Genomic DNA, 19243 nt, shown 5'->3' with positions numbered 1-19243 from the left:
TTGTAAAAAAAACCAAGTATTCAACCTATAATAAATTTGTTATGATAACCAGTGGGGTAAAATGAACCCCTATCGTTTAAAACAATATGTTTGAGAGTATATGTATAAAAGAAAAGAGAAAAAATATGAATAAAAAGTTTGTAAAAGGAGCAGCAATTTTAACAATTACAACTTTTTTGTCGAAATTGCTTGGTAGTTTTTTTCAAATTCCATTACAAAATATTGCAGGAGATGAAGTGCTTGGTATTTTCCGACTCGTTTTTCCTGTATATATGATTGCTCTTACATTATCAGTAGCCGGAGTTCCACTTGCAATTTCGAAACTAATTGCAGAGTTGAACGAAAAAAATAAGCAAAAAGAAATTGCGAAATTATTTACATCCGCATCAATTATAGGAATAGCATTTGGTGTTTTCGGATGTGTAGTCATTGCATTATTTTCTATTGAAATTGCAAATATGCTTGGTGGACAAGAAACTAGAATGCCGTTGCTTATTACTTCATTAGCATTACTCATTGCGCCATACATGGCGGTTTATAGAGGGTATTTTCAAGGTTTCGGCGATATGAAACCAACAGGGATATCACAAGTCATTGAGCAATTTGTACGTGTGTTTTTTATGTTAATAATTGCTTACATACTAGTATCATGGGATAAGAGTAATACTGTTATCACTAGTGGTGCGATGGTTGGATCTTTTCTTGGAGTCATTAGCTCGCTTATATATTTGCGTATAAAATATAATAGAAGTCCATACTACAATAAAAGCAATTCCTATTCGCTCCGAGATTTAAGAGAAAACGGGAAAAAGATATTGCAGGTATCGATTCCGATTGCTATCGGAGCTTTATCAATGCCACTTTTAAATTTAGTAGACTCGCTTACAATACCGCATGTATTACAAGGATCATCAACAGAAATTCAAGAACAATTTGGAATATACAGTCGTGGTTTTGCATTCACGCAAATAATTGTTATTTTTGCAAGTGCAATTGTATTTCCATTAATACCACTCTTAACTTCCGCATTGGCCAAAAGAGATATAAATTTGGCGAAAATAACAATTCAAAATACAAATCGACTAACGCATGTTTTGACAGCACCATTAACAATATGGTTGATGGCATTAACAGTACCGTTAAATATCGGATTGTTCACAGACGTAAAAGGCAGTAGTATGTTAACAGTTATGATTGGCAGTTCGTATTTTACTGCGGTTATGGTACTATCAATAGGTGTTTTACAGGGGATTAATCGTTCTGCACAAGCTGCATGGATTGTTATCGGTGCGAGTTGTGTGAAAGTGGTGTTAAACATGATGTTAGTGGAGAAGTTTGGCATAGATGGAGCGGCGTATAGTACATTAATTACTTACGTATTGATTTGTATTGTAAATCATTTGTATATTCGAAGCTATATTGCCTATTCTATTCATGTAAAAAGCTTTTTTGGCGTGCTAGCAATAGCATGTATTTTCGGACTAGGATTGTATGAACTATGTAATATGATAGATGTTACATCTTCAAGAATTATGACGTTAGTATTCAGTGGTATAGCATTAAGTATTGCAACCATTTTGTATGGTATATGTGCTTTGAAATTAAAATGGATATCAATAAAAAAAATACCATTTTTGAAAAGATAAATATATAAATTTAATTTTTTTATTGAAATTTATATGAACTGATAAAGAGGAAACGATATAGGGTATCGAGTGTTTAGGTAAGGAATGGTTACCAGTTTATGATAGATGAAATAAACGGTTACCTAGTTTTGGAGGAGATTTAGGGTGCGTTTAGTTTTATCAGGATATTATGGTTTTTATAATGTTGGAGACGAAGCGATTCTACAATCAATTATTGGATCGTTAAGTAAAGAGAACCCGGATATAGAACTAGTAGTACTATCAAATGATTCTAACTATACAAAGGAAATGTATGGTGTAGAATCGGTAGATCGTTGGGATATAAAAGCTGTTTATCATGCGATAAAAAACAGTGATGGAGTTATTAGTGGTGGCGGGAGCCTTCTTCAAGATCAGACAAGTACGAAGAGTATTTTATATTATACGGGTATTATGGGACTCGCTCGATTATTAAAAAAGCCGTATTATATTTATTCACAAGGAATAGGGCCAATTACAAAAGGATATAATCGTCTATTAGTAAAATGGAACTTGTCAAAAGCTTCCTATGTATCCGTTCGAGATGAGGATTCGTTTTTATATTTAAAAGGACTTGGCATAAAAAATGATATTGAAATTGTTCCAGACCCTGTTTTAACATGGAAACGGACAAAACAATCGGATTGGTTACAAAAGCATTCGATACATGGAAAAGTAATCGCGGTTAGTGTGCGTTATTGGAATGCAAAAGAAGATTATATAAAAAAATTAGCTATAGCATTAAAAAAATTAAAGCAAGAAGGATACCAAATTTTATTTGTTCCAATGCATGAGCCATTTGATCAAAAAGCTTCACGTGAAGTAGTAGACTTAATGGGAGAAGAGACCTATATGCTTCCATATAAAATGGATATTGACGAGAAAATATTCATTTTATCACAATGTTCACTGCTAATTGGTATGCGTCTTCATGCACTTGTTTTTTCTGCTGTAGCCAAAACTCCAATGGTCGGGATTTCGTACGATCCAAAAATTGATTCGTTTTTAAGTCAAGTGAATCAGCCAGTTATAGGAAGTGTGGATGGCGAATGGAGTGCTGAGTATTTATATGAGATTGCGAAAAAGCAATTAATGCAACAAGGAACTGTGCAGCAAGAGTTACAATTGACAATAGATAAGCTTCGGTTGCAAGGCGAACAGGCAACAAAGAAACTCATTGGTCATATGGGAAAAGGCACTTTATTAAAAAAATAAAGTGTCTTTTGTTTTGTGTGGAATTTAATGAAAATTCTAAGTATAAAAACGTTTTATGTTAATTTCTATTTATTATGCTAAATTGATTGCGATTATTATATAATCAAATTTGTGATAATAAATTCGTAGATTACGAGGAGGATAACCTTGAAGACTTTTTCAAAAGGTATAACAGCAGTGGCATTAACGGGATCATTACTTTTAACTCCTATTTCAAGTTATGCGGCAAATGATGATATTACAGGACATATGTTTGAGACTCATATGCGTTCACTTATTACTAAAGGAGTTTTAATGGGGTATGGTGAGAATGTATATGCGCCTGATAAATTAGTAACAAGAGCAGAGTTTGCTACATTCATAGCAAGGGCTTTAAATTTACCGAAAGCTGATTCGAATTTCGAGGATGTGCCGAAGACTTACGGTTTATATGATGGTGTAAGTAGAGCATATGGAGCGAAAATTATTAATGGTCGTACTAACGAGACGTTCTCACCAAATGATGTGATTACACGTGAAGAAATGTCGATAATGGTAAAGCGAGCGTTAGACTATAAAAATATTAAAGTAGCTGTAAGTCCGCTTACCTTTACTGATAAAGATAGTATTAACTATAAAGAGCATGTACAAGTTATGGTAGCTACTCAAATTATTAAAGGGTATCCAGAAGATAATACATTTAGACCACATTTATCAGCTACAAGAGGTATGGCTTCAGCTATGTTGGATCGTATGCTTCAGACGATTGAAAAAAACGGAAATAGCAATCCTGTAGAAACTAAGAAATATGTCGTGACAAACGTAAGAGAAAACGGAACAGAGCAAGAAGTAGAGCGCTATAATACGTATAAAGAAGCGGTTACGGCTGCTCAAAATAAAGGTATGAATGCGGTGAAATACGAGAACGAATTTTTATGGATTAAAGATGGTTTTGCAATTGCGAAGAGAATAACTGGGCAAAACATTATTAATATTTATGATGAGAATTTGTCAACAGTATATACGTATCTTCAGTATGGAACAGAATTTAAAGTGTTAGAAGTTAGCGAAGATCGTGTGAAAGTTCAACTTTCTGGTTTAACAGGTTATGTGAAGAAGAATGAAATCAATTTAATTCCTACAAATGAAATGAAACAGTCGTCTTATTATGTGAAAACAGATGGATATTTATACCATAAATATTATACATATAATACAAGCTCACCTGGATATACAGAATTTAGATATGGTGTGGCACCTTCTTTCATGAAGCAAGGACAGCAAATGTATAGTGTAGATGGAAAGACATTTGGAGACGAAACTTTCTATCAATATTTCAATTATTTATCATTACGTTCGAAAACAGATTATACAGCTGAACAATTAGATAGTTATGTGAAATCGATTAAGCCAGACTCTCCATTAATTGGTTTAGGAAAGAAAATTAAAGAAGTAGAAAGTAAGTATAATGTAAATGCATTATTCTTATATTCATTAGCAATTCATGAGAGTTATTATGGAACAAGCGCTCTTGCAAAAGACAAAAATAATTTATTTGGTTTAAAAGCAACAGATGATAGCCCATATGGTAATGGGGAAGCATTTAATTCAAAAGAAGATTGCATTGAACATGCAGCGAAAGTATATATGAATGAAGGATATTTAAATCCAGGGCATTGGCGTTATACAGCAACATATACAGGTGATAAAGCCGCTGGTTTAAATGCGAAATATGCATCTGATGCGAACTGGGGTAAAAAAGTAGCGGGGCATATGAATCGTTTTGATTCTTATTTAGGTAAAAAAGAATACAACAAGTACAAACTTGCACGTGTGATGAATAACGTGGAAGTGAAAAAGAATCCTAGCATATCAAATGAGCGACTGTATCGTTTAAATACAAATGCGGTTGTCACAGTTACTGGTGAAGAAATAATAAATGGAAAAGCATGGGTTAAAGTTATTTCAGATAATCCTACTGTAACTGAAGCGTATATCGCAAAAGAAAGTTTAGAATACGTAAAACATTAATTAAATAAAAAAGAAGGTGCTACTGATAGTTCGTAGCACCTTCTTTTTATCCCGCATTAACTGCCCGTAAAACCCCCGCTAAATAAAGTTTCACTTTATTCAATTTCAAAATCAACAATGATATAAGCGAGTATAACAACGAAGAAAATACTAACGGCTGGCGCTGTTAATACGTGGCCAGACATAAAGCCAATACCCAGTGATAGAATGAGTGTGCTCGCTAATAGCATATACTTTACGGTCATGATTTTCTTAAAGTTCGTGATCATGCGGATGAATAACTTAATACCAAAGTATAGAAGCGGTATTAAGTAAATAAGGAAACCGACAATTCCAAATGCGAAAAATAGGTCATGGAAGTCCATTTCAATTAACTTAATTTTATCTGTGTAGTTACCAGCGTAACCCATTCCGAATAGTTTTTGTGAGAGCGGTGCGTCTTTATAGTATTGTTTGTATGTTTTTAAGAATTTGTCGCGATCACTGTAAATCAAACTTTTCATTTCAGAATCTGTAAGTTCACCTTTTGCATGTTTTTTTGCATCTTCTGGATCTTCTTTAATTACTTTGCCTTCTTTTCGATCTATTTCTTCTTGTACTGATTTTTTGTATTCGTATATTTGCATGTGAATACCCATATTTTTTGCGATAGGAGTATGCGGTGTAAGAGCAATTAAACCTCCTAGTATAACCGCGGTAACAACGGTATTTACAATATGTGTGAATCCTTTACCTTCTTTTTTACGATTTATCATATATTCAATGAATGAGAAGAAAAGTGCTACGCCTAATGTAATAACAATTGCGCCATATCCGACTTTCGTTCCGACCATAATACTTGCATACATCGCAAGTATTGTTGGAATCCAGTAATATATTTTCGAGAAAGAAGTTGTTTTATGAATCGAATATAAGACAATGATTGGGAACATAATGGCGAAAAGAGAACTTAAATCATTTCCAGCGAAGAACCAACCTCTTGAGCCGATTTTTGAGTGAGGATAGCTTGGAAAATCCGTTCCAGTTTGCATTGCGACAATCATTGTAATGCTTAAAATTAAAGTTGCATATAAGAAATATGTAATGATTTTATGAAACACATACTCTTTATTTTTTAGCTCTTTAAAGGCGATAATATATCCAAACAGTAGCACAATTGGATATACGCTCTTTAAAATGAATTTAACTTCTTCTCCAAATGAAACTGGAGATTTAACCATCATATTATTTACAAGACCGATTGCGAGTGCGATTCCAAGTAAACATAAATAGAGAATGTACTTTTTCGTATCTTGTTGTTTGTGATGAAGAAGTAGGTATCCTAATGCAAGAAGCATAAAGGCGAAACGGACTACAACTCCAACTGTTGCGCTCATGTGTAATATATAGATTGAAAAAGATGTTAATAAATCTAAGATTGGTTGAAACACAATGAATAGCAATAGGAGATGTGGGAAGTAGTTATCCGTTTGTTTCAACTTATTAACCATATGTTCCTCCAGTTCTTCATTCCTTTATTACAACACCTAAAATAGGGGTATAAAGCCTTTTTTTACATAGTAAGGCGAATGAATTTCAATATTTGTTTTTTATCAAACTTAAGAATACACCATTTCATTGTAATGGTAAATAGATGAAAAGCATGGATAAACCGACTTTAATTTCTATATTTTTCAACGGAATTGTATGTTTTATACGATATATGTACAAATTGTGAGAATATTAGACAGAAAATTAAGAAAAAAGAAGGATTTTTCAGTCGCTTTCTATAATTATATAAGTATAATCTTTATGGAGAAAAGAGGGGTATGTAATGGAAGTAACGAGTAAAACAGAATCTGTTATTGTGAAATATGAAGGTAACGTTGCAACGGTTATGGTCAATCGCCCAGAGGTGTTAAATGCGTTAGATGAGCCGACATTAAAAGAGTTATTACAAAAGTTGAAAGAAGTAGCGGAAAGTTCTGCGCATATCGTTGTGTTATGCGGGAACGGCCGTGGTTTTTCTGCGGGTGGAGATATTAAGTCGATGCTTTCAAGTAATGATGAAAGTAAATTTGATGGTATTATGAATACTATTTCTGAAGTCGTTGTGACATTGTATACGATGCCGAAGCTTGTTATTAGTGCAATTCATGGACCAACTGCAGGTCTTGGGTTAAGTATTGCGTTAACAGCTGATTATGTAATGGCGGATATATCATCTGTTATTGCGATGAACTTTATTGGAATCGCTTTAATTCCAGATGGAGGCGGTCATTTCTTCCTTCAAAAGCGCGTCGGTGAAAACATGACGAAGCAAATTATTTGGGAAGGCAAGAAATTATCGGCGACCGAAGCGCTTGATATCGGCTTAATTGATGAAGTAATCGGTGAAGAGTTCCAAACGGCTGTGAAGAAAAAAATTAATGAATGGTCACAAAAACCGATTAAAGCAATGATTCAAACGAAGCAAATTTTATGTGAAGTAAATCGCTCTAATTTAGAGCAAACATTACAACTTGAAAAACGCGGTCAATATGCGATGAGACAAACAGTGGATCATAAAGAAGGAATTGCTGCGTTTTTAGAAAAACGTCTACCGGCATTTAAAGGAGAATAAAGTGAAGTGGGGATTTTGTCCATTCCTCACTGATTATTAGTCCGTTAATTCTGGATAAAAGGGAGAAAGTGCTAACACATTTTAGTATAATTGTGTTAGCACTTTTTTTAAGGAGTAATAGATGAAAAAAATGATAGGTGTTATTGGTATAATCTTGTTTATATATTATGCTTTGCACAGTACACCATCTATGGCGGTGCGGACTGCATTGTTTTTTGAAGGGCATCCAAGCGTTGCATTTTCTGGCGGGGTGACGAAAGAAAAGGACGTGAAAAAAGAAGCAATTCCGGATGAGTACCAAACTTTATATGGTAAGGAAGAAGAAGGATCAGAACACTATTTCTTTCCGCATGTAAGAGCACACGGATCAGGAATTGATATGATTAGTGCATGTGTGAAGAAGGAATGGTTTTTCTATAAAGCAGAGCTCGGGTGCTATTAAATATAGGAGGATGAATGATGTCGACGTATAATAAATTAGTAAGAGATCGTGTTCCAGAGAAGATTTTAATGTCTGGAAAAACGTATACAGCACAAAAATTAACAGGGCAAGCATACATACAAGCTTTAGCGAAAATTGGAACGGAAGAAATTCGTGAATTTGCTTCTATGAAAGAACGCGAACATGCACTAGATTCTCTTGCAGATGCGCTAGAAGTTATCATCTCATTAGCACGTGCAGAAGGTGCATCGATTGAAGATGTAGAACGTCTTCGTAAGAAAAAAGAAGTAGAGCGCGGTGGATTTGAAAGAGGGATTTATTTATTAGACGTTTCGGAAGAATAGTTTTATAGGAAAAGCATAGCGTTAATGAGTAACGCTATGCTTTTTTGTTGCAATGAAGCTAATAATGAAGAAGATAGCTGTTAATATCCAGCCAATTGTAATAGAAGTAGTGGTATGAACGGCATAAGAAACCTGTAAACAAAATAATGATGCTAAAAACCAAATGAGTGCAATGTGTATATATTTTTTTGATATATTCATATCTCAGGACTCCTTTTGTATATTAAAAAGAATTTTACTATAATTTAGAAAATTAAGCTATATAAGTAGAGGTTTTCTGGCGAATTTTGTATACTGAATAGTAGAGAAAATGAGGAGGAAACGACAATGGCACATCATACGAAAGAAACGATGGAACTGATTAAGGAGCTTGTCTCTATTCCAAGTCCATCTGGAAATACAGCAAAAATTATTAATTTCATTGAAAACTATGTAAGTGAGTGGAATGTAGAAACGAAACGTAATAATAAGGGTGCTCTTATTTTAACGGTAAAAGGGAAGAATGATGCGCAGCATCGTTTATTAACTGCTCATGTTGATACGTTAGGTGCGATGGTAAAAGAAATTAAATCTGACGGTCGTCTTCGTTTATCTATGATTGGCGGATTTCGCTGGAACTCTGTAGAAGGAGAATATTGTGAAATTGAAACGTCAAGCGGCAAGACGTATACAGGAACGATTTTAATGCATCAAACATCTGTACATGTATACAAAAATGCAGGTGAGGCGAAACGTGATGAGCAAAATATTGAAGTGCGTATTGATGAGCGTGTCTCTTCTGCAAATGAAGTACGCGAATTAGGAATTGAAGTAGGAGACTTCGTTTCATTTGATCCGCGCGTTCAAATTACAGAGAGTGGATACATAAAATCACGTCATTTAGATGATAAAGTAAGTGTTGCGATTTTATTAAAATTAATTAAAAGATTACAAGATGAAAACGTAACATTACCATATACAACTCATTTCTTAATTTCTAATAATGAAGAGATTGGATACGGCGGTAACTCTAACATTCCAGAAGAAACTGTTGAATATTTAGCGGTTGATATGGGAGCGTTAGGTGATGGACAAACATCTGATGAATATACAGTATCTATTTGTGCAAAAGACTCTAGCGGCCCGTATCATTACGCTTTACGTAAACATTTAGTAGAGCTTGCGAAAACGAATCATATTGAATATAAAGTAGATATCTATCCGTACTACGGATCTGATGCATCAGCTGCGATTCGCGCGGGATTTGATGTGAAACATGCGTTAATTGGAGCAGGTATTGATTCTTCTCACGCATTTGAACGTACGCATGAAAGTTCTATTGCGCATACAGAAGCATTAGTGTATGCATATGTAATGTCTAATTTAATTGAAGAATAATTTCATAGATAATAGAGAGCTGATTAAAAATACTATTTTTAATCAGCTTTTTATTTGGCGAAGCGATTAGGAGATATGTCCTAATCGCTTTTTTAGCCCGCTATTTGCAGGCTGATTAAAGCTTTACTTTATATACATTCACTATAAGTTATATATATGCGATTTTTGTTATACGGCGGGAAACGTGTTTACTATAGATATATAATGTTATACACTATGAAAGGAATTAATTGATAGTTAATATATTTTAGTTAGATTGATTGAAAAAGTTGTATGAATATGAAGTTTTGAGAGGAGATTTATTTTTTATGAAGTACAAAGCAATAGCCGCAGGTTTATTAGCAGCAAATTTACTAGCACATCCAATTAGTAGTTTAGCAGAAACGAAGAAATTTCCTGATGTTTCAGATAGTGCGTGGTCGAAAGACGCAATTTATTATTTAGTAGAGAGAAATGTAATTAATGGTATGCCAGATGGTAACTTTATGCCATACGGAAATTTAACACGTGCCCAGGCTGCAAAGATTATTGCAACAGCAATTGGTGCTAAAGTAGATCCAAATGCAAAACCGTCTTATAATGATGCAAAAAATAATTGGGCAGCTCCATTTATTGCAGCTATGGAAAAAGAGAATATTATTAAAGGGCGAGAACCAGGAGTATTTGATCCTGAAGGAAAAGTAACTCGTGCTGAAATGGCAGCTATGCTTGTAAGAGCATATAATTTGAAAAGCAAAGTAACAGGACCAGTGCCTACAAAATTCGCCGATTTAGAAAATCATTGGGGTAAAGAAGAAGTTAATATTTTAGTAGAATTAAAACTTTCTTTAGGTACAGAGGATGGCTGGAAACCGAATGATTCTATTACGCGTGAACAAGCAGCTCAGCTTACTGCCCAAACAGATAAATTTAGCAAAAATAGTGATCGTCCAGTAGAAACAAAGAAAATGTACATAGATAGAAAATTCATTACATATCACGCACCATCATTAAGTTCAGGTATTAGTGCAAATCAGCATAATCCACAAATGGTTGAAATTAAAGAAGAACGAGATGGATGGATCAAAATTGCAACAAGTAACGGTGATAAATGGACACCTTTAGTAGAGAAAACAGAAGCTATTAAGGAAGGATTCACTACTTATGCAGAAGCTTCTTCTTCTTCAAAAGTAATGGGAACACATAACGCACAACAAGTAACTGTTATTGAAGAGAATGGCAGCTGGATTCGTATCCGCATGGGCGCTGGTTTCCAATGGGTTAATAAAAGCCAATTAAACCCAGTGAAGCAAGGTAACTTCTTAGAAGGAAAAGCGATTATCATTGATCCAGGTCATGGTGGAGCGGATTCAGGTAATCCAGGTTATTATGAGAAAGAAAGTCAAACTGTATTAGATGTATCATTACGATTACAGAAGATATTTGAGAAAAAGACACCATTTACTGTGTTATTCACTCGTACAGATGATACACGTCCAGGAACAAGTGCTTCTGATTCTTTAAAGAAACGTGTAGAATTTGCTCAAAAAAATAATGGGGATATCTTTGTAAGTATCCATGGTAATGGTACGGAAAGTAAAAATGGACAAGGTACAGAAACGTTCTACTATGAATCAGCGACAGCAAGAGGAACAAATCCTAACGTATCAGAAAGTCGTTTACTCGCAGAAAAAATTCAAGAGCGTCTTGTAGATGCACTGGGAACAAAAGATCGTGGTGTGAAAAAAGGCGATTTATACGTAATTAGAGAAAATACAATGCCAGCTGTATTAGCAGAATTAGCATTTGTAGATAATAAAAGTGATGCAGATAAAATAGCTACACCAGCGCAGAGACAAAGTGCAGCGGAAGCTATTTATCAAGGTATTTTAGATTACTATGAAGAAATGGGTAACAACGTGTCTTCTTTCCGTTAATAAATAATAAGAGATTGCCATTGGCAGTCTCTTTTATTTATTAACGTTTCTCTTTATTTCCGGCATATGATATCATTTAATTTTATATACAAAAGAAAAGTATTTGAGTAATTGTAATCATAACAATTTTAAACGATAAAGGATGATAATAGATTGAGTAATCATAGTAAAACACCTGCCTGTATATATACGTATGCATTTCGTGAGGAGGAGCGTGCTTTATGTTACTTGGAAATGCGCTCGTTCTTTGGAATGGAGTCCCACGTTAATATTTTAAAAAGTGATGTCAAAATTGACCCGAGTAGAAGTGCGTTTATTAAAGAGCGAATTGAAGTTATGTATGAAGGAGACGACTTAGAAAGTATCTTAAAACAAGTGGAACAAATTGACTTGGCAGGAGCGACGTTCAAAGTCATCTTCGTTAAAATCAATGACCTCGTTGGGGAGAATAAAATTGAATATGGAGAAAGACGTCTTATTGAACGAGACCTTGGCATGCATATTGAAGGAGAAGCGGATGTTCGTAATCCAGAGCGTGTCTTCGGGATTGTTCCTCTTGGAGGACGCTGGTACTTCGGGCACTATGTAGAAAGCGAACCAGTTTGGTATCATCACATAAAAAAACCGCATAGTTATTCGACATCTCTTAGCACACGTGTTGCGAGATCAGTTGCAAATATCGCTGTACCAAATCCAGAGGGAGTACGAGCAATTGACCCGTGCTGCGGTATTGGAACAGTAGTAGTAGAAGCACTTTCTATGGGGATTAACATCGTTGGTAGAGATATAAATCCACTTGTAGTTCTTGGAACGAGAAAAAATATCGCACATTTCGGATTTGAAGGAACAGTAACAAAAGGTCCAATCGAGGAAATTACTGAGAACTACGACGTTGCCATTATCGATATGCCGTACGACCTATTTACGCATGCCACACCAGAAGACCAGCTCTCCATTCTTTCAAGTGCGCGCCGCATCGCTAAAAAGGTAGTCGTTGTAACGATGGAGACAATGGACGACATGATCCATGAAGCAGGATTTGAAATTGCAGATCGCTGTATTACAAGAAAAGGATCATTTACTAGACAAATTCTTGTTTGTGAATAAGAAAGGAAGGTCACCCGTTTGGGTGACCTTTTTAGTGTAGTTTGATGTGTGATTGATTGGCAGTTTGCAGGTGGCGTTTACTGTGAGGTGTCGATATTGTGATATGGGTCTATTACTGTTCTTTTAATTTTTCTTGTTGTGCGATGAGTAAATTGCGTAATATGTGTCCGCGGTAACTTTCTAGTTTTCGACCTTCATGATAGCGCACGCCTAATTTTTTTAGTTCAGCTACGTACCAGCCTTTTGTTCCGTAATACATGGGATCACTTCCTTTTGCTTTTGAACAGTATATGTTGGGGTGCGAAGTAACTTTACATTGAAAATAATAATGGTAAAAGGAATCCTGCATGTGTGTACCAGTGAAATTGCAAAGTTATCGAGGTGTTTTATAACGTAACATCCACGCCGTGTATAAAAAAGTAGACAGTTGTATATGGATTTGTTGAAAAAAGAATACACATTGCTGAGGGGATTTGAAAAAAGTAATGCTATACGATTTGGCATGATACTTGCGTTGGAAATAGTATCAACGTATAGGGGAGAGATAGAAATGAAGGTTAGTAAAATATATACAACGATTGATGCACATGTAGCTGGGGAGCCGCTTCGAATTATTACGGGCGGAGTGCCAGAAATAAAAGGAGAAACGCAGCTGGAAAGACGTGCCTACTGTATGGAACATTTGGATTACCTTCGTGAAGTTCTGATGTATGAACCGAGAGGACATCACGGAATGTACGGTTGTATCATTACACCGCCAGCAAGTGCCCACGCTGATTTTGGTGTTTTATTTATGCACAATGAAGGCTGGAGTACGATGTGTGGTCACGGCATTATCGCCGTTATTACAGTTGGGATTGAAACGGGCATGTTTGAAGTAAAGGGTGAAAAACAAAAGTTTATTATTGATAGCCCTGCTGGGGAAGTTGTTGCGTATGCAAAATATAACGGGAGTGAAGTAGAATCTGTATCATTTGAAAATGTCCCTTCCTTTGTATACAAAAAAGACGTTCCTATTCAAATAGATAACTATGAATTTCAAGTAGATATTGCGTTTGGTGGAGCATTTTACGCTGTTGTAGACTGTAAAGAATTTGGTTTGAAAGTTGATTTTAAAGACTTGCCCGCTATTCAAACGTGGGGCAGTAAAATTAAACATTATATAGAGAGCAAAATGGAAGTGAAACATCCACTTGAAGAAGGTTTGAAAGGAATATACGGCGTTATCTTTTCAGATGAACCGAAAGAAAAAGGTGCTACGCTACGAAATGTAACAATTTTTGCTGATGGGCAAGTAGATCGTTCTCCTTGCGGCACAGGAACTTCTGCGAGAATCGCAACTCTTTTTGAAAAAGATGCCTTACAAAAGGGAGAAATGTTCGTCCACGAATGCATTACTGATGGGAAATTCGAGGGAGAAGTATTGTCGGTAACCGTAGTAGATACATATAAAGCTGTCGTTCCGAAAGTAACGGGGAATGCATTTATTACAGGGTTTCATCAGTTCGTTGTAGATCCGAGGGATGATTTGAATCGGGGATTTTTGTTAGGATAAAGTGAAACTTTAATCAGTGGAGGGGTTCCCCACTGATTATTAGTTGAACCAATCGGGTTTTTACGGGCAGTTGATCTCCCGTGTAACTTCTTTGTCCAACCGAATTTTTAGATGGGAGTCTTACTGCCCGTTAATACGGGATAAGAGGAGGAGGTGAACAAATATGCTAGTCATAAGCGCGAACGAACAAAGAAACTTAGTAAATATGAATGAAGTTATTGAATACGCGGCGCTTGCTTTACAAGAATTTTCCGCAGAAAGAACGATCACACCAATACGTACTTCATTACCATTTGCAAGCGAACAAAATACTGCATTAATTATGCCTTCAGTAGCGGAAGGGCTTGAGGCACTTGGAGTAAAAATAGTAACGGTAGTTCCGCAAAATAAACAGGTAGGAAAGAAAACGATAAACGGGATTGTGATGCTATCAGACTTTCAAACGGGAGAACCGCTCGCACTTTTAGAAGGATCGTACTTAACGATGATCCGAACAGGCGCCTTATCAGGAGTAGCGACAAAACATTTAGCTCGTCATAACGCAAAAACTTTATGCATTATCGGCACGGGCGAACAAGCGAAAGGAATTGCCGAAGCAATATTTGCAGTTAGAGATATCGAAAAAGTCATTTTATACAATCGAACAGAAGAAAAAGCATATGCATTTGCGCAACATATACAAGAGAAATTTGGTAAACCTGCTTACGTTTACAGGGATCCAAATGAAGCAATACGTGAAGCAGACATCATCGTCACAACTACGAACGCAACCACACCAGTCTTCTCAGAAACACTACAAAAAGGCGTCCACGTAAACGCCGTCGGCTCATTCAGACCGAGCATGCAAGAACTACCCTCACACGCCATCACAAGCGCAAACAAAGTAGTAGTCGAATCAAAAGAAGCAGCACTAGACGAAACAGGAGACCTTCAAGTTCCGATAAAAGAAGGTCTATTCAAAGCAAACGCCATTCACGCTGAACTTGGTCAAATTATAAGCGGAGAAAAAGCTGGACGCGAAAATGATGAAGAAATTACTATTTTCAAATCAGTTGGTTTAGCGGTAGTAGATATTATCGTTGCGAAGTATTTGTATGAGAAAGCGTTGGAGCAAGGGGTGGGGAATAAGATTGAGTTTTGAGACTGCCTTTTGGTGGTCTTTTTAATTTGGGTTATAAGTTATTCTATTTGGTGCTTCGTATATTTTTGTGTATGAAAGTGTATTGAGATTGTGGTGTTCTTTTTGTTTGTAATGCGCTTTTGCATCTCAAATGTAATGCAAAAGCTAGTGTTAAAGAGCAGTCACAAATAGTTGTTGAACTCCTGGGAAAGGGGGAGCTTGAATGATAAGAAAGCAGCCGACTTTTATACAAAGAGTCGGCTGTTTTTCTGTTTATTTAATAATCTAAAGATACACATCTAAAAAAATATAAGATATTTATGTTCAAAATACCTTGGTAATTGATTAAAAAATGAGTTTGGGAAATAGATTAATTTTATTTAGAGAAGAAGAACTTAGAAAAACATCTAATCATATTATTAATTTGAATAAAAATTTTAATATATGTCAGTATTGGGTTCTATTGGAGTTGTCTTTGTTTGTCCCTTATTTTCTAATTGAAGAATAAGGGGACAAAGTTTTATGAAGGAGTAAATTTAGACGCCACGTATGCAGATTTTTTTACCATTCACGCCATTCTTCTGTTATGTCTTCTTCGGATTCTAGACCCGCTAATCGTGCTGCTGTATCGATAAATTCATAGAGATCTTCTCGTTCCGTTGTTTCGATAAAATAGTCATGTTCGTCATTTAATTCATTTATGTTAATAACAACCTCTTTAACAACATGCATTATTTCGACTTCGGTTGGATTCTCTCCCAATTGCTCTAAATTATTTATGTAAGTATCAAGAACTTTATTTGTTGCGCTTATATTTTCTTCAGTGAAAAATTCCCCATCTTCATCATTTTCAATCCATTGGGTTGTTGGTTTGTTTTTTTTCAGTTCATTAAACGTCATAATAGCCCCCTTAAAATATCTTTAATCCCATTCTACATTTTTGATTATATATAACAACCATTTTAGAGAGATTTCTTGTAGGTTGTTAGTTTTTAATCGTACTTTAATAATGGAGGTATGGAAGTTTTCCATTTTTACAAAAAAGTTTGACTTTACATACGGGTAGTGGTAATTTAAAACTTATAAGAAAACTCGGGATTAATTCCGAGTTTTCTTATGGGCATAAACAGTTCGAGGGGGCCGAAAGATGAAACAGAATTTATTTGCATTACCATTTGTTCTAATACTACTTATTGCATTAGCTGCTTGTTTAGGGGAAAAAGATTCGAAGCAAGCAGGAACTAGTAAATCAGGGACTCCGAAAGACGGAGGGGCGTTAACGATTGGTGTTAGCGATAATCCAGATACGATGAATCCGCTTTATGCGAATGATCGTGTGTCATTAACTGTGCAGCAAGCTTTATATGCGCCGCTATATCATATGGAAGACGGTAAGAAAAAGTTTGTTCTTGCTGAGAGCTTTACGCCTTCAGAAGATCAATTAACGTGGACATTGAAATTAAAAGATAATTTGAAATGGCATGATGGTAAGAAAATTACATCAGACGATATAGCATTTACATTCCAATCTATTTTAGATGAGAAGCAAAATAGCTCAAGTCGTGAAAACTTTATTTTTAAAGGAAAGCCGCTTGAGGTGAAAAAGGTAGATGAGTTAACAACTCAATTCGTTTTACCACAAGTAAGCGCATCTTTCGAAGGTGTGATGAATGATTTCTTCCCAATTCCGAAACATGTATTTGAGGGGGAAGCAGATTTAGCGAAGAGTAAGAAAAACTTACAACCTGTAGGGTCAGGTCCGTTTAAGTTTAAAGAATATAAATCAGATGAGTACGTTGCATTAGATCGATTCGATGATTATGTAGGTGGGAAAGCTAAATTAGACTCTATCGTATACCGTGTTGTAAAAGACCGTAATACAGCAAATGTTTCACTGCAAAATGGTCAAATCAACATGAAGATGATTGAGCCGCAAGACTTTAAGAAATTGGATAGCACTGGGAACTTCTCAATGGTGACATTCCCTGAAGGTAGATTATTCTACTTATCTTATAACATGAATACAGATTTGATGAAGAAAAAAGAAGTGCGCCAAGCAATTGCGCATGCGTTAGATAAAAAAGAAATGATTAACTCAGCATTCGTTTCAGGTGAATTTGCAGAACCAGCAAATTCAATCTTAACGCCAGACGCTATGTATTATGCGAAAGATATTAAAGACTATAAGTATGATAAAAAAGAGGCGAAAGATTTATTAGCAAAAGCTGGCGTGAAAGATAAAGAAAAAGTACGTGTGATGTATGTAACGAATAATAAAATTATGGAAAGCTTAGCCCTTTATACACAACAAAAATTAAAAGAAGTTGGCTTAGAAGTTGAACTAAATGCATTAGATGCTAGTGCGGCAAGTGAAAAAGGCTTAGATAAAGAGAATAAAGAATATGACATTACATTTGGTGGTTACATAATGGGACCTGAGCCAGATTCATATAAGAGCTTATTCTTAAGTAATGCTGAATACAATTATGCACGATATAAAAACGCTGATTTCGATAAGTTATGGGAAGAAGCTGCAGTTGAAACAGATAAAACAAAACGCGCAGAGCTATACCATAAAATTCAAGAGACAGCTAGAGAAGACGTACCTTATCTACCAATCGCGTATCCGAAAGCAGTTATTGCAGTAGATAAAAAGTTTGATGGATTAAAAGAAGCGAAAGCAATTCCTGTCACAATGTTTGAAGATCTATCTAAGATTTATGAAGTGAAATAAGAAACAATAAAGAAGCTGGTGGAAATCAGCTTCTTTATCCCGCTTTAACGGGCAGTAAGGCTCCCACCTCAAAATTTGACGAATGCGAGGAAGTAGATGGGAGATCAACTGCCCGTAAAAGCCCGATTGGTTCAACTAATAATAAGTGGGGGATGGACACCCCCCACTTATTAAAGTTTCACTTTAGCTTGAGGGGGGAAGTTTGTGTATAAAGTAATTACGAAGAGGTTTTTAAATGCAATTCCGCTTTTATTTGTTATTTCTATTATTTCTTTTCTATTAATAAAACTAGCACCGGGGGATCCCGTTCGAAACTTTGTCACACCGAATATGAGTCCAATTGATGTGGAGCGTATTCGCAAAAGTTTAGGACTAGATCAACCAATTTACGTGCAGTATTTTTTATGGTTAAAAAACATTTTAACAGGAAACTTTGGTTACTCACTTCAAAATCATCGTCCTGTTTTGGAACTTATCACAGAAAGATTACCTGCAACAATTGGGTTAATGGGATCATCTTTACTCGTCTCATTCGTAATCGCAATACCACTTGGACTATTTACAGGTGTGAAAAAGAATTCATTCTTTGACCGCATTGTAAACTTTATTTCATACGTTGGTATTTCTATGCCGGTTTTCTGGTTTGCATTACTATTAGTCTACTTATTCTCTTTAAAATTGAACCTACTTCCGAGTATGGGTATGCGCACCGTTGGTAAAGACTCTGTGTGGGATATTGTGCAACATGGTATTTTACCTTGTATGGTGTTAGCGTTTCAAAACGTATCTGTTTATATGAGATATATTCGTTCAAGTACGATTCAGCAATTAGAAGAAGAATATGTGCAAATTCAATATGCATACGGCGCTTCAAAGAAAACGGTTTTATTTAATCACGTACTTCGAAATGTATTAATCCCGATCATTACAATTTTCGGATTATCGATTCCAAGTTTAGTAGGCGGAGCGTTTATTACGGAAACAGTATTCTCATGGCCGGGTCTTGGTTCACTTGGGGTAAATGCTATTTTTAGATTTGATTATCCGATTATCATGGCAATTACATTACTATCATCATTCATGTTAATTCTCGGTAACTTAATTGCTGATATTTTATATGGCGTAGTAGATCCGCGCATTCGAATGAGGGGGTGATT

16 protein-coding genes and 1 pseudogene are annotated in these 19243 nt (G+C 35.5%); 13 read left to right on the top strand and 4 right to left on the bottom strand.

Annotated features, from left to right (window positions below):
• Window positions 1-125 precede the first annotated feature (125 nt).
• The 3 genes from COK05_RS16355 (at window position 126) to COK05_RS16345 (ending at window position 4889) form a co-directional block, all read left to right on the top strand.
• Complete coding sequence (locus COK05_RS16355; RefSeq protein ID WP_098613406.1) at window positions 126-1646, top strand: putative polysaccharide biosynthesis protein; 1521 nt, start codon at window positions 126-128, stop codon at window positions 1644-1646.
• Between the two features lie 144 nt (window positions 1647-1790).
• On the top strand, window positions 1791-2879 hold the full coding sequence (gene csaB / locus COK05_RS16350; RefSeq protein WP_098613405.1) for a polysaccharide pyruvyl transferase CsaB: 1089 nt from the start codon (window positions 1791-1793) through the stop codon (window positions 2877-2879).
• Window positions 2880-3026: 147 nt separating this feature from the next.
• Window positions 3027-4889 (top strand): S-layer homology domain-containing protein, encoded by a 1863-nt coding sequence (locus COK05_RS16345; RefSeq protein ID WP_098613404.1) that lies wholly within the window; start codon window positions 3027-3029, stop codon window positions 4887-4889.
• 95 nt (window positions 4890-4984) lie between these two features.
• Here the strand turns inward: COK05_RS16345 and COK05_RS16340 are convergent, their stop codons facing one another.
• The gene (locus COK05_RS16340; RefSeq protein WP_098613403.1) at window positions 4985-6379 is read right to left on the bottom strand and encodes an O-antigen ligase family protein; all 1395 of its coding nucleotides are present in this window, start codon (window positions 6377-6379) and stop codon (window positions 4985-4987) included.
• Between the two features lie 323 nt (window positions 6380-6702).
• Here COK05_RS16340 and COK05_RS16335 point away from each other — a divergent pair, with 323 nt between their 5' ends.
• The 3 genes from COK05_RS16335 (at window position 6703) to COK05_RS16325 (ending at window position 8277) form a co-directional block, all read left to right on the top strand.
• Entirely contained in the window at window positions 6703-7491 is a 789-nt protein-coding gene (locus COK05_RS16335) for an enoyl-CoA hydratase (RefSeq protein WP_098613402.1), read from the top strand.
• A 121-nt stretch (window positions 7492-7612) separates the two neighbouring features.
• The gene (locus COK05_RS16330; RefSeq protein WP_098613401.1) at window positions 7613-7933 is read left to right on the top strand and encodes a hypothetical protein; all 321 of its coding nucleotides are present in this window, start codon (window positions 7613-7615) and stop codon (window positions 7931-7933) included.
• Between the two features lie 17 nt (window positions 7934-7950).
• Window positions 7951-8277 carry a nucleoside triphosphate pyrophosphohydrolase gene (locus COK05_RS16325; protein ID WP_098613400.1) on the top strand — a complete coding sequence of 109 codons (327 nt, stop codon included), beginning with the start codon at window positions 7951-7953 and terminating at the stop codon, window positions 8275-8277.
• A 21-nt stretch (window positions 8278-8298) separates the two neighbouring features.
• Here the strand turns inward: COK05_RS16325 and COK05_RS16320 are convergent, their stop codons facing one another.
• On the bottom strand, window positions 8299-8478 hold the full coding sequence (locus COK05_RS16320) for a hypothetical protein (RefSeq protein ID WP_001027087.1): 180 nt from the start codon (window positions 8476-8478) through the stop codon (window positions 8299-8301).
• Between the two features lie 126 nt (window positions 8479-8604).
• Between COK05_RS16320 and COK05_RS16315 the strand changes: the two genes are divergently transcribed.
• The 3 genes from COK05_RS16315 to COK05_RS16305 all read left to right on the top strand — a co-directional run bounded on the left by COK05_RS16315 (window position 8605) and on the right by COK05_RS16305 (window position 12677).
• On the top strand, window positions 8605-9654 hold the full coding sequence (locus COK05_RS16315) for a M42 family metallopeptidase (protein WP_098613399.1): 1050 nt from the start codon (window positions 8605-8607) through the stop codon (window positions 9652-9654).
• Between the two features lie 308 nt (window positions 9655-9962).
• On the top strand, window positions 9963-11570 hold the full coding sequence (locus tag COK05_RS16310) for an N-acetylmuramoyl-L-alanine amidase (RefSeq protein WP_098613398.1): 1608 nt from the start codon (window positions 9963-9965) through the stop codon (window positions 11568-11570).
• Window positions 11571-11723: 153 nt separating this feature from the next.
• Complete coding sequence (locus tag COK05_RS16305) at window positions 11724-12677, top strand: TRM11 family SAM-dependent methyltransferase (protein WP_098613397.1); 954 nt, start codon at window positions 11724-11726, stop codon at window positions 12675-12677.
• A 112-nt stretch (window positions 12678-12789) separates the two neighbouring features.
• Here COK05_RS16305 and COK05_RS31015 read toward each other — a convergent pair.
• Window positions 12790-13019 (bottom strand): annotated as a pseudogene (locus tag COK05_RS31015) (YflJ family protein).
• 208 nt (window positions 13020-13227) lie between these two features.
• On the opposite strand from COK05_RS31015, the gene COK05_RS16295 reads away from it, so the two are divergent.
• A complete protein-coding gene (locus tag COK05_RS16295) occupies window positions 13228-14232 on the top strand; it encodes a proline racemase family protein (RefSeq protein WP_098613396.1) in 1005 nt (334 codons plus the stop codon).
• A gap of 163 nt (window positions 14233-14395) precedes the next feature.
• A complete protein-coding gene (locus tag COK05_RS16290) occupies window positions 14396-15373 on the top strand; it encodes an ornithine cyclodeaminase family protein (protein ID WP_098613395.1) in 978 nt (325 codons plus the stop codon).
• A 540-nt stretch (window positions 15374-15913) separates the two neighbouring features.
• Here COK05_RS16290 and COK05_RS16285 read toward each other — a convergent pair.
• Complete coding sequence (locus COK05_RS16285) at window positions 15914-16252, bottom strand: hypothetical protein (RefSeq protein ID WP_098613394.1); 339 nt, start codon at window positions 16250-16252, stop codon at window positions 15914-15916.
• 247 nt (window positions 16253-16499) lie between these two features.
• Between COK05_RS16285 and COK05_RS16280 the strand changes: the two genes are divergently transcribed.
• Both COK05_RS16280 and COK05_RS16270 read left to right on the top strand, forming a co-directional pair.
• Entirely contained in the window at window positions 16500-18086 is a 1587-nt protein-coding gene (locus COK05_RS16280; protein ID WP_098613393.1) for an ABC transporter substrate-binding protein, read from the top strand.
• A 204-nt stretch (window positions 18087-18290) separates the two neighbouring features.
• Window positions 18291-19241 carry an ABC transporter permease gene (locus COK05_RS16270; protein ID WP_098613392.1) on the top strand — a complete coding sequence of 317 codons (951 nt, stop codon included), beginning with the start codon at window positions 18291-18293 and terminating at the stop codon, window positions 19239-19241.
• Window positions 19242-19243: the final 2 nt, after the last annotated feature.

The sequence above is a fragment of the Bacillus cereus genome (assembly GCF_002567495.1).
Lineage (GTDB): Bacteria > Bacillota > Bacilli > Bacillales > Bacillaceae_G > Bacillus_A > Bacillus_A cereus_AQ.
This window is presented reverse-complemented; position numbering and strand designations above follow the sequence as displayed.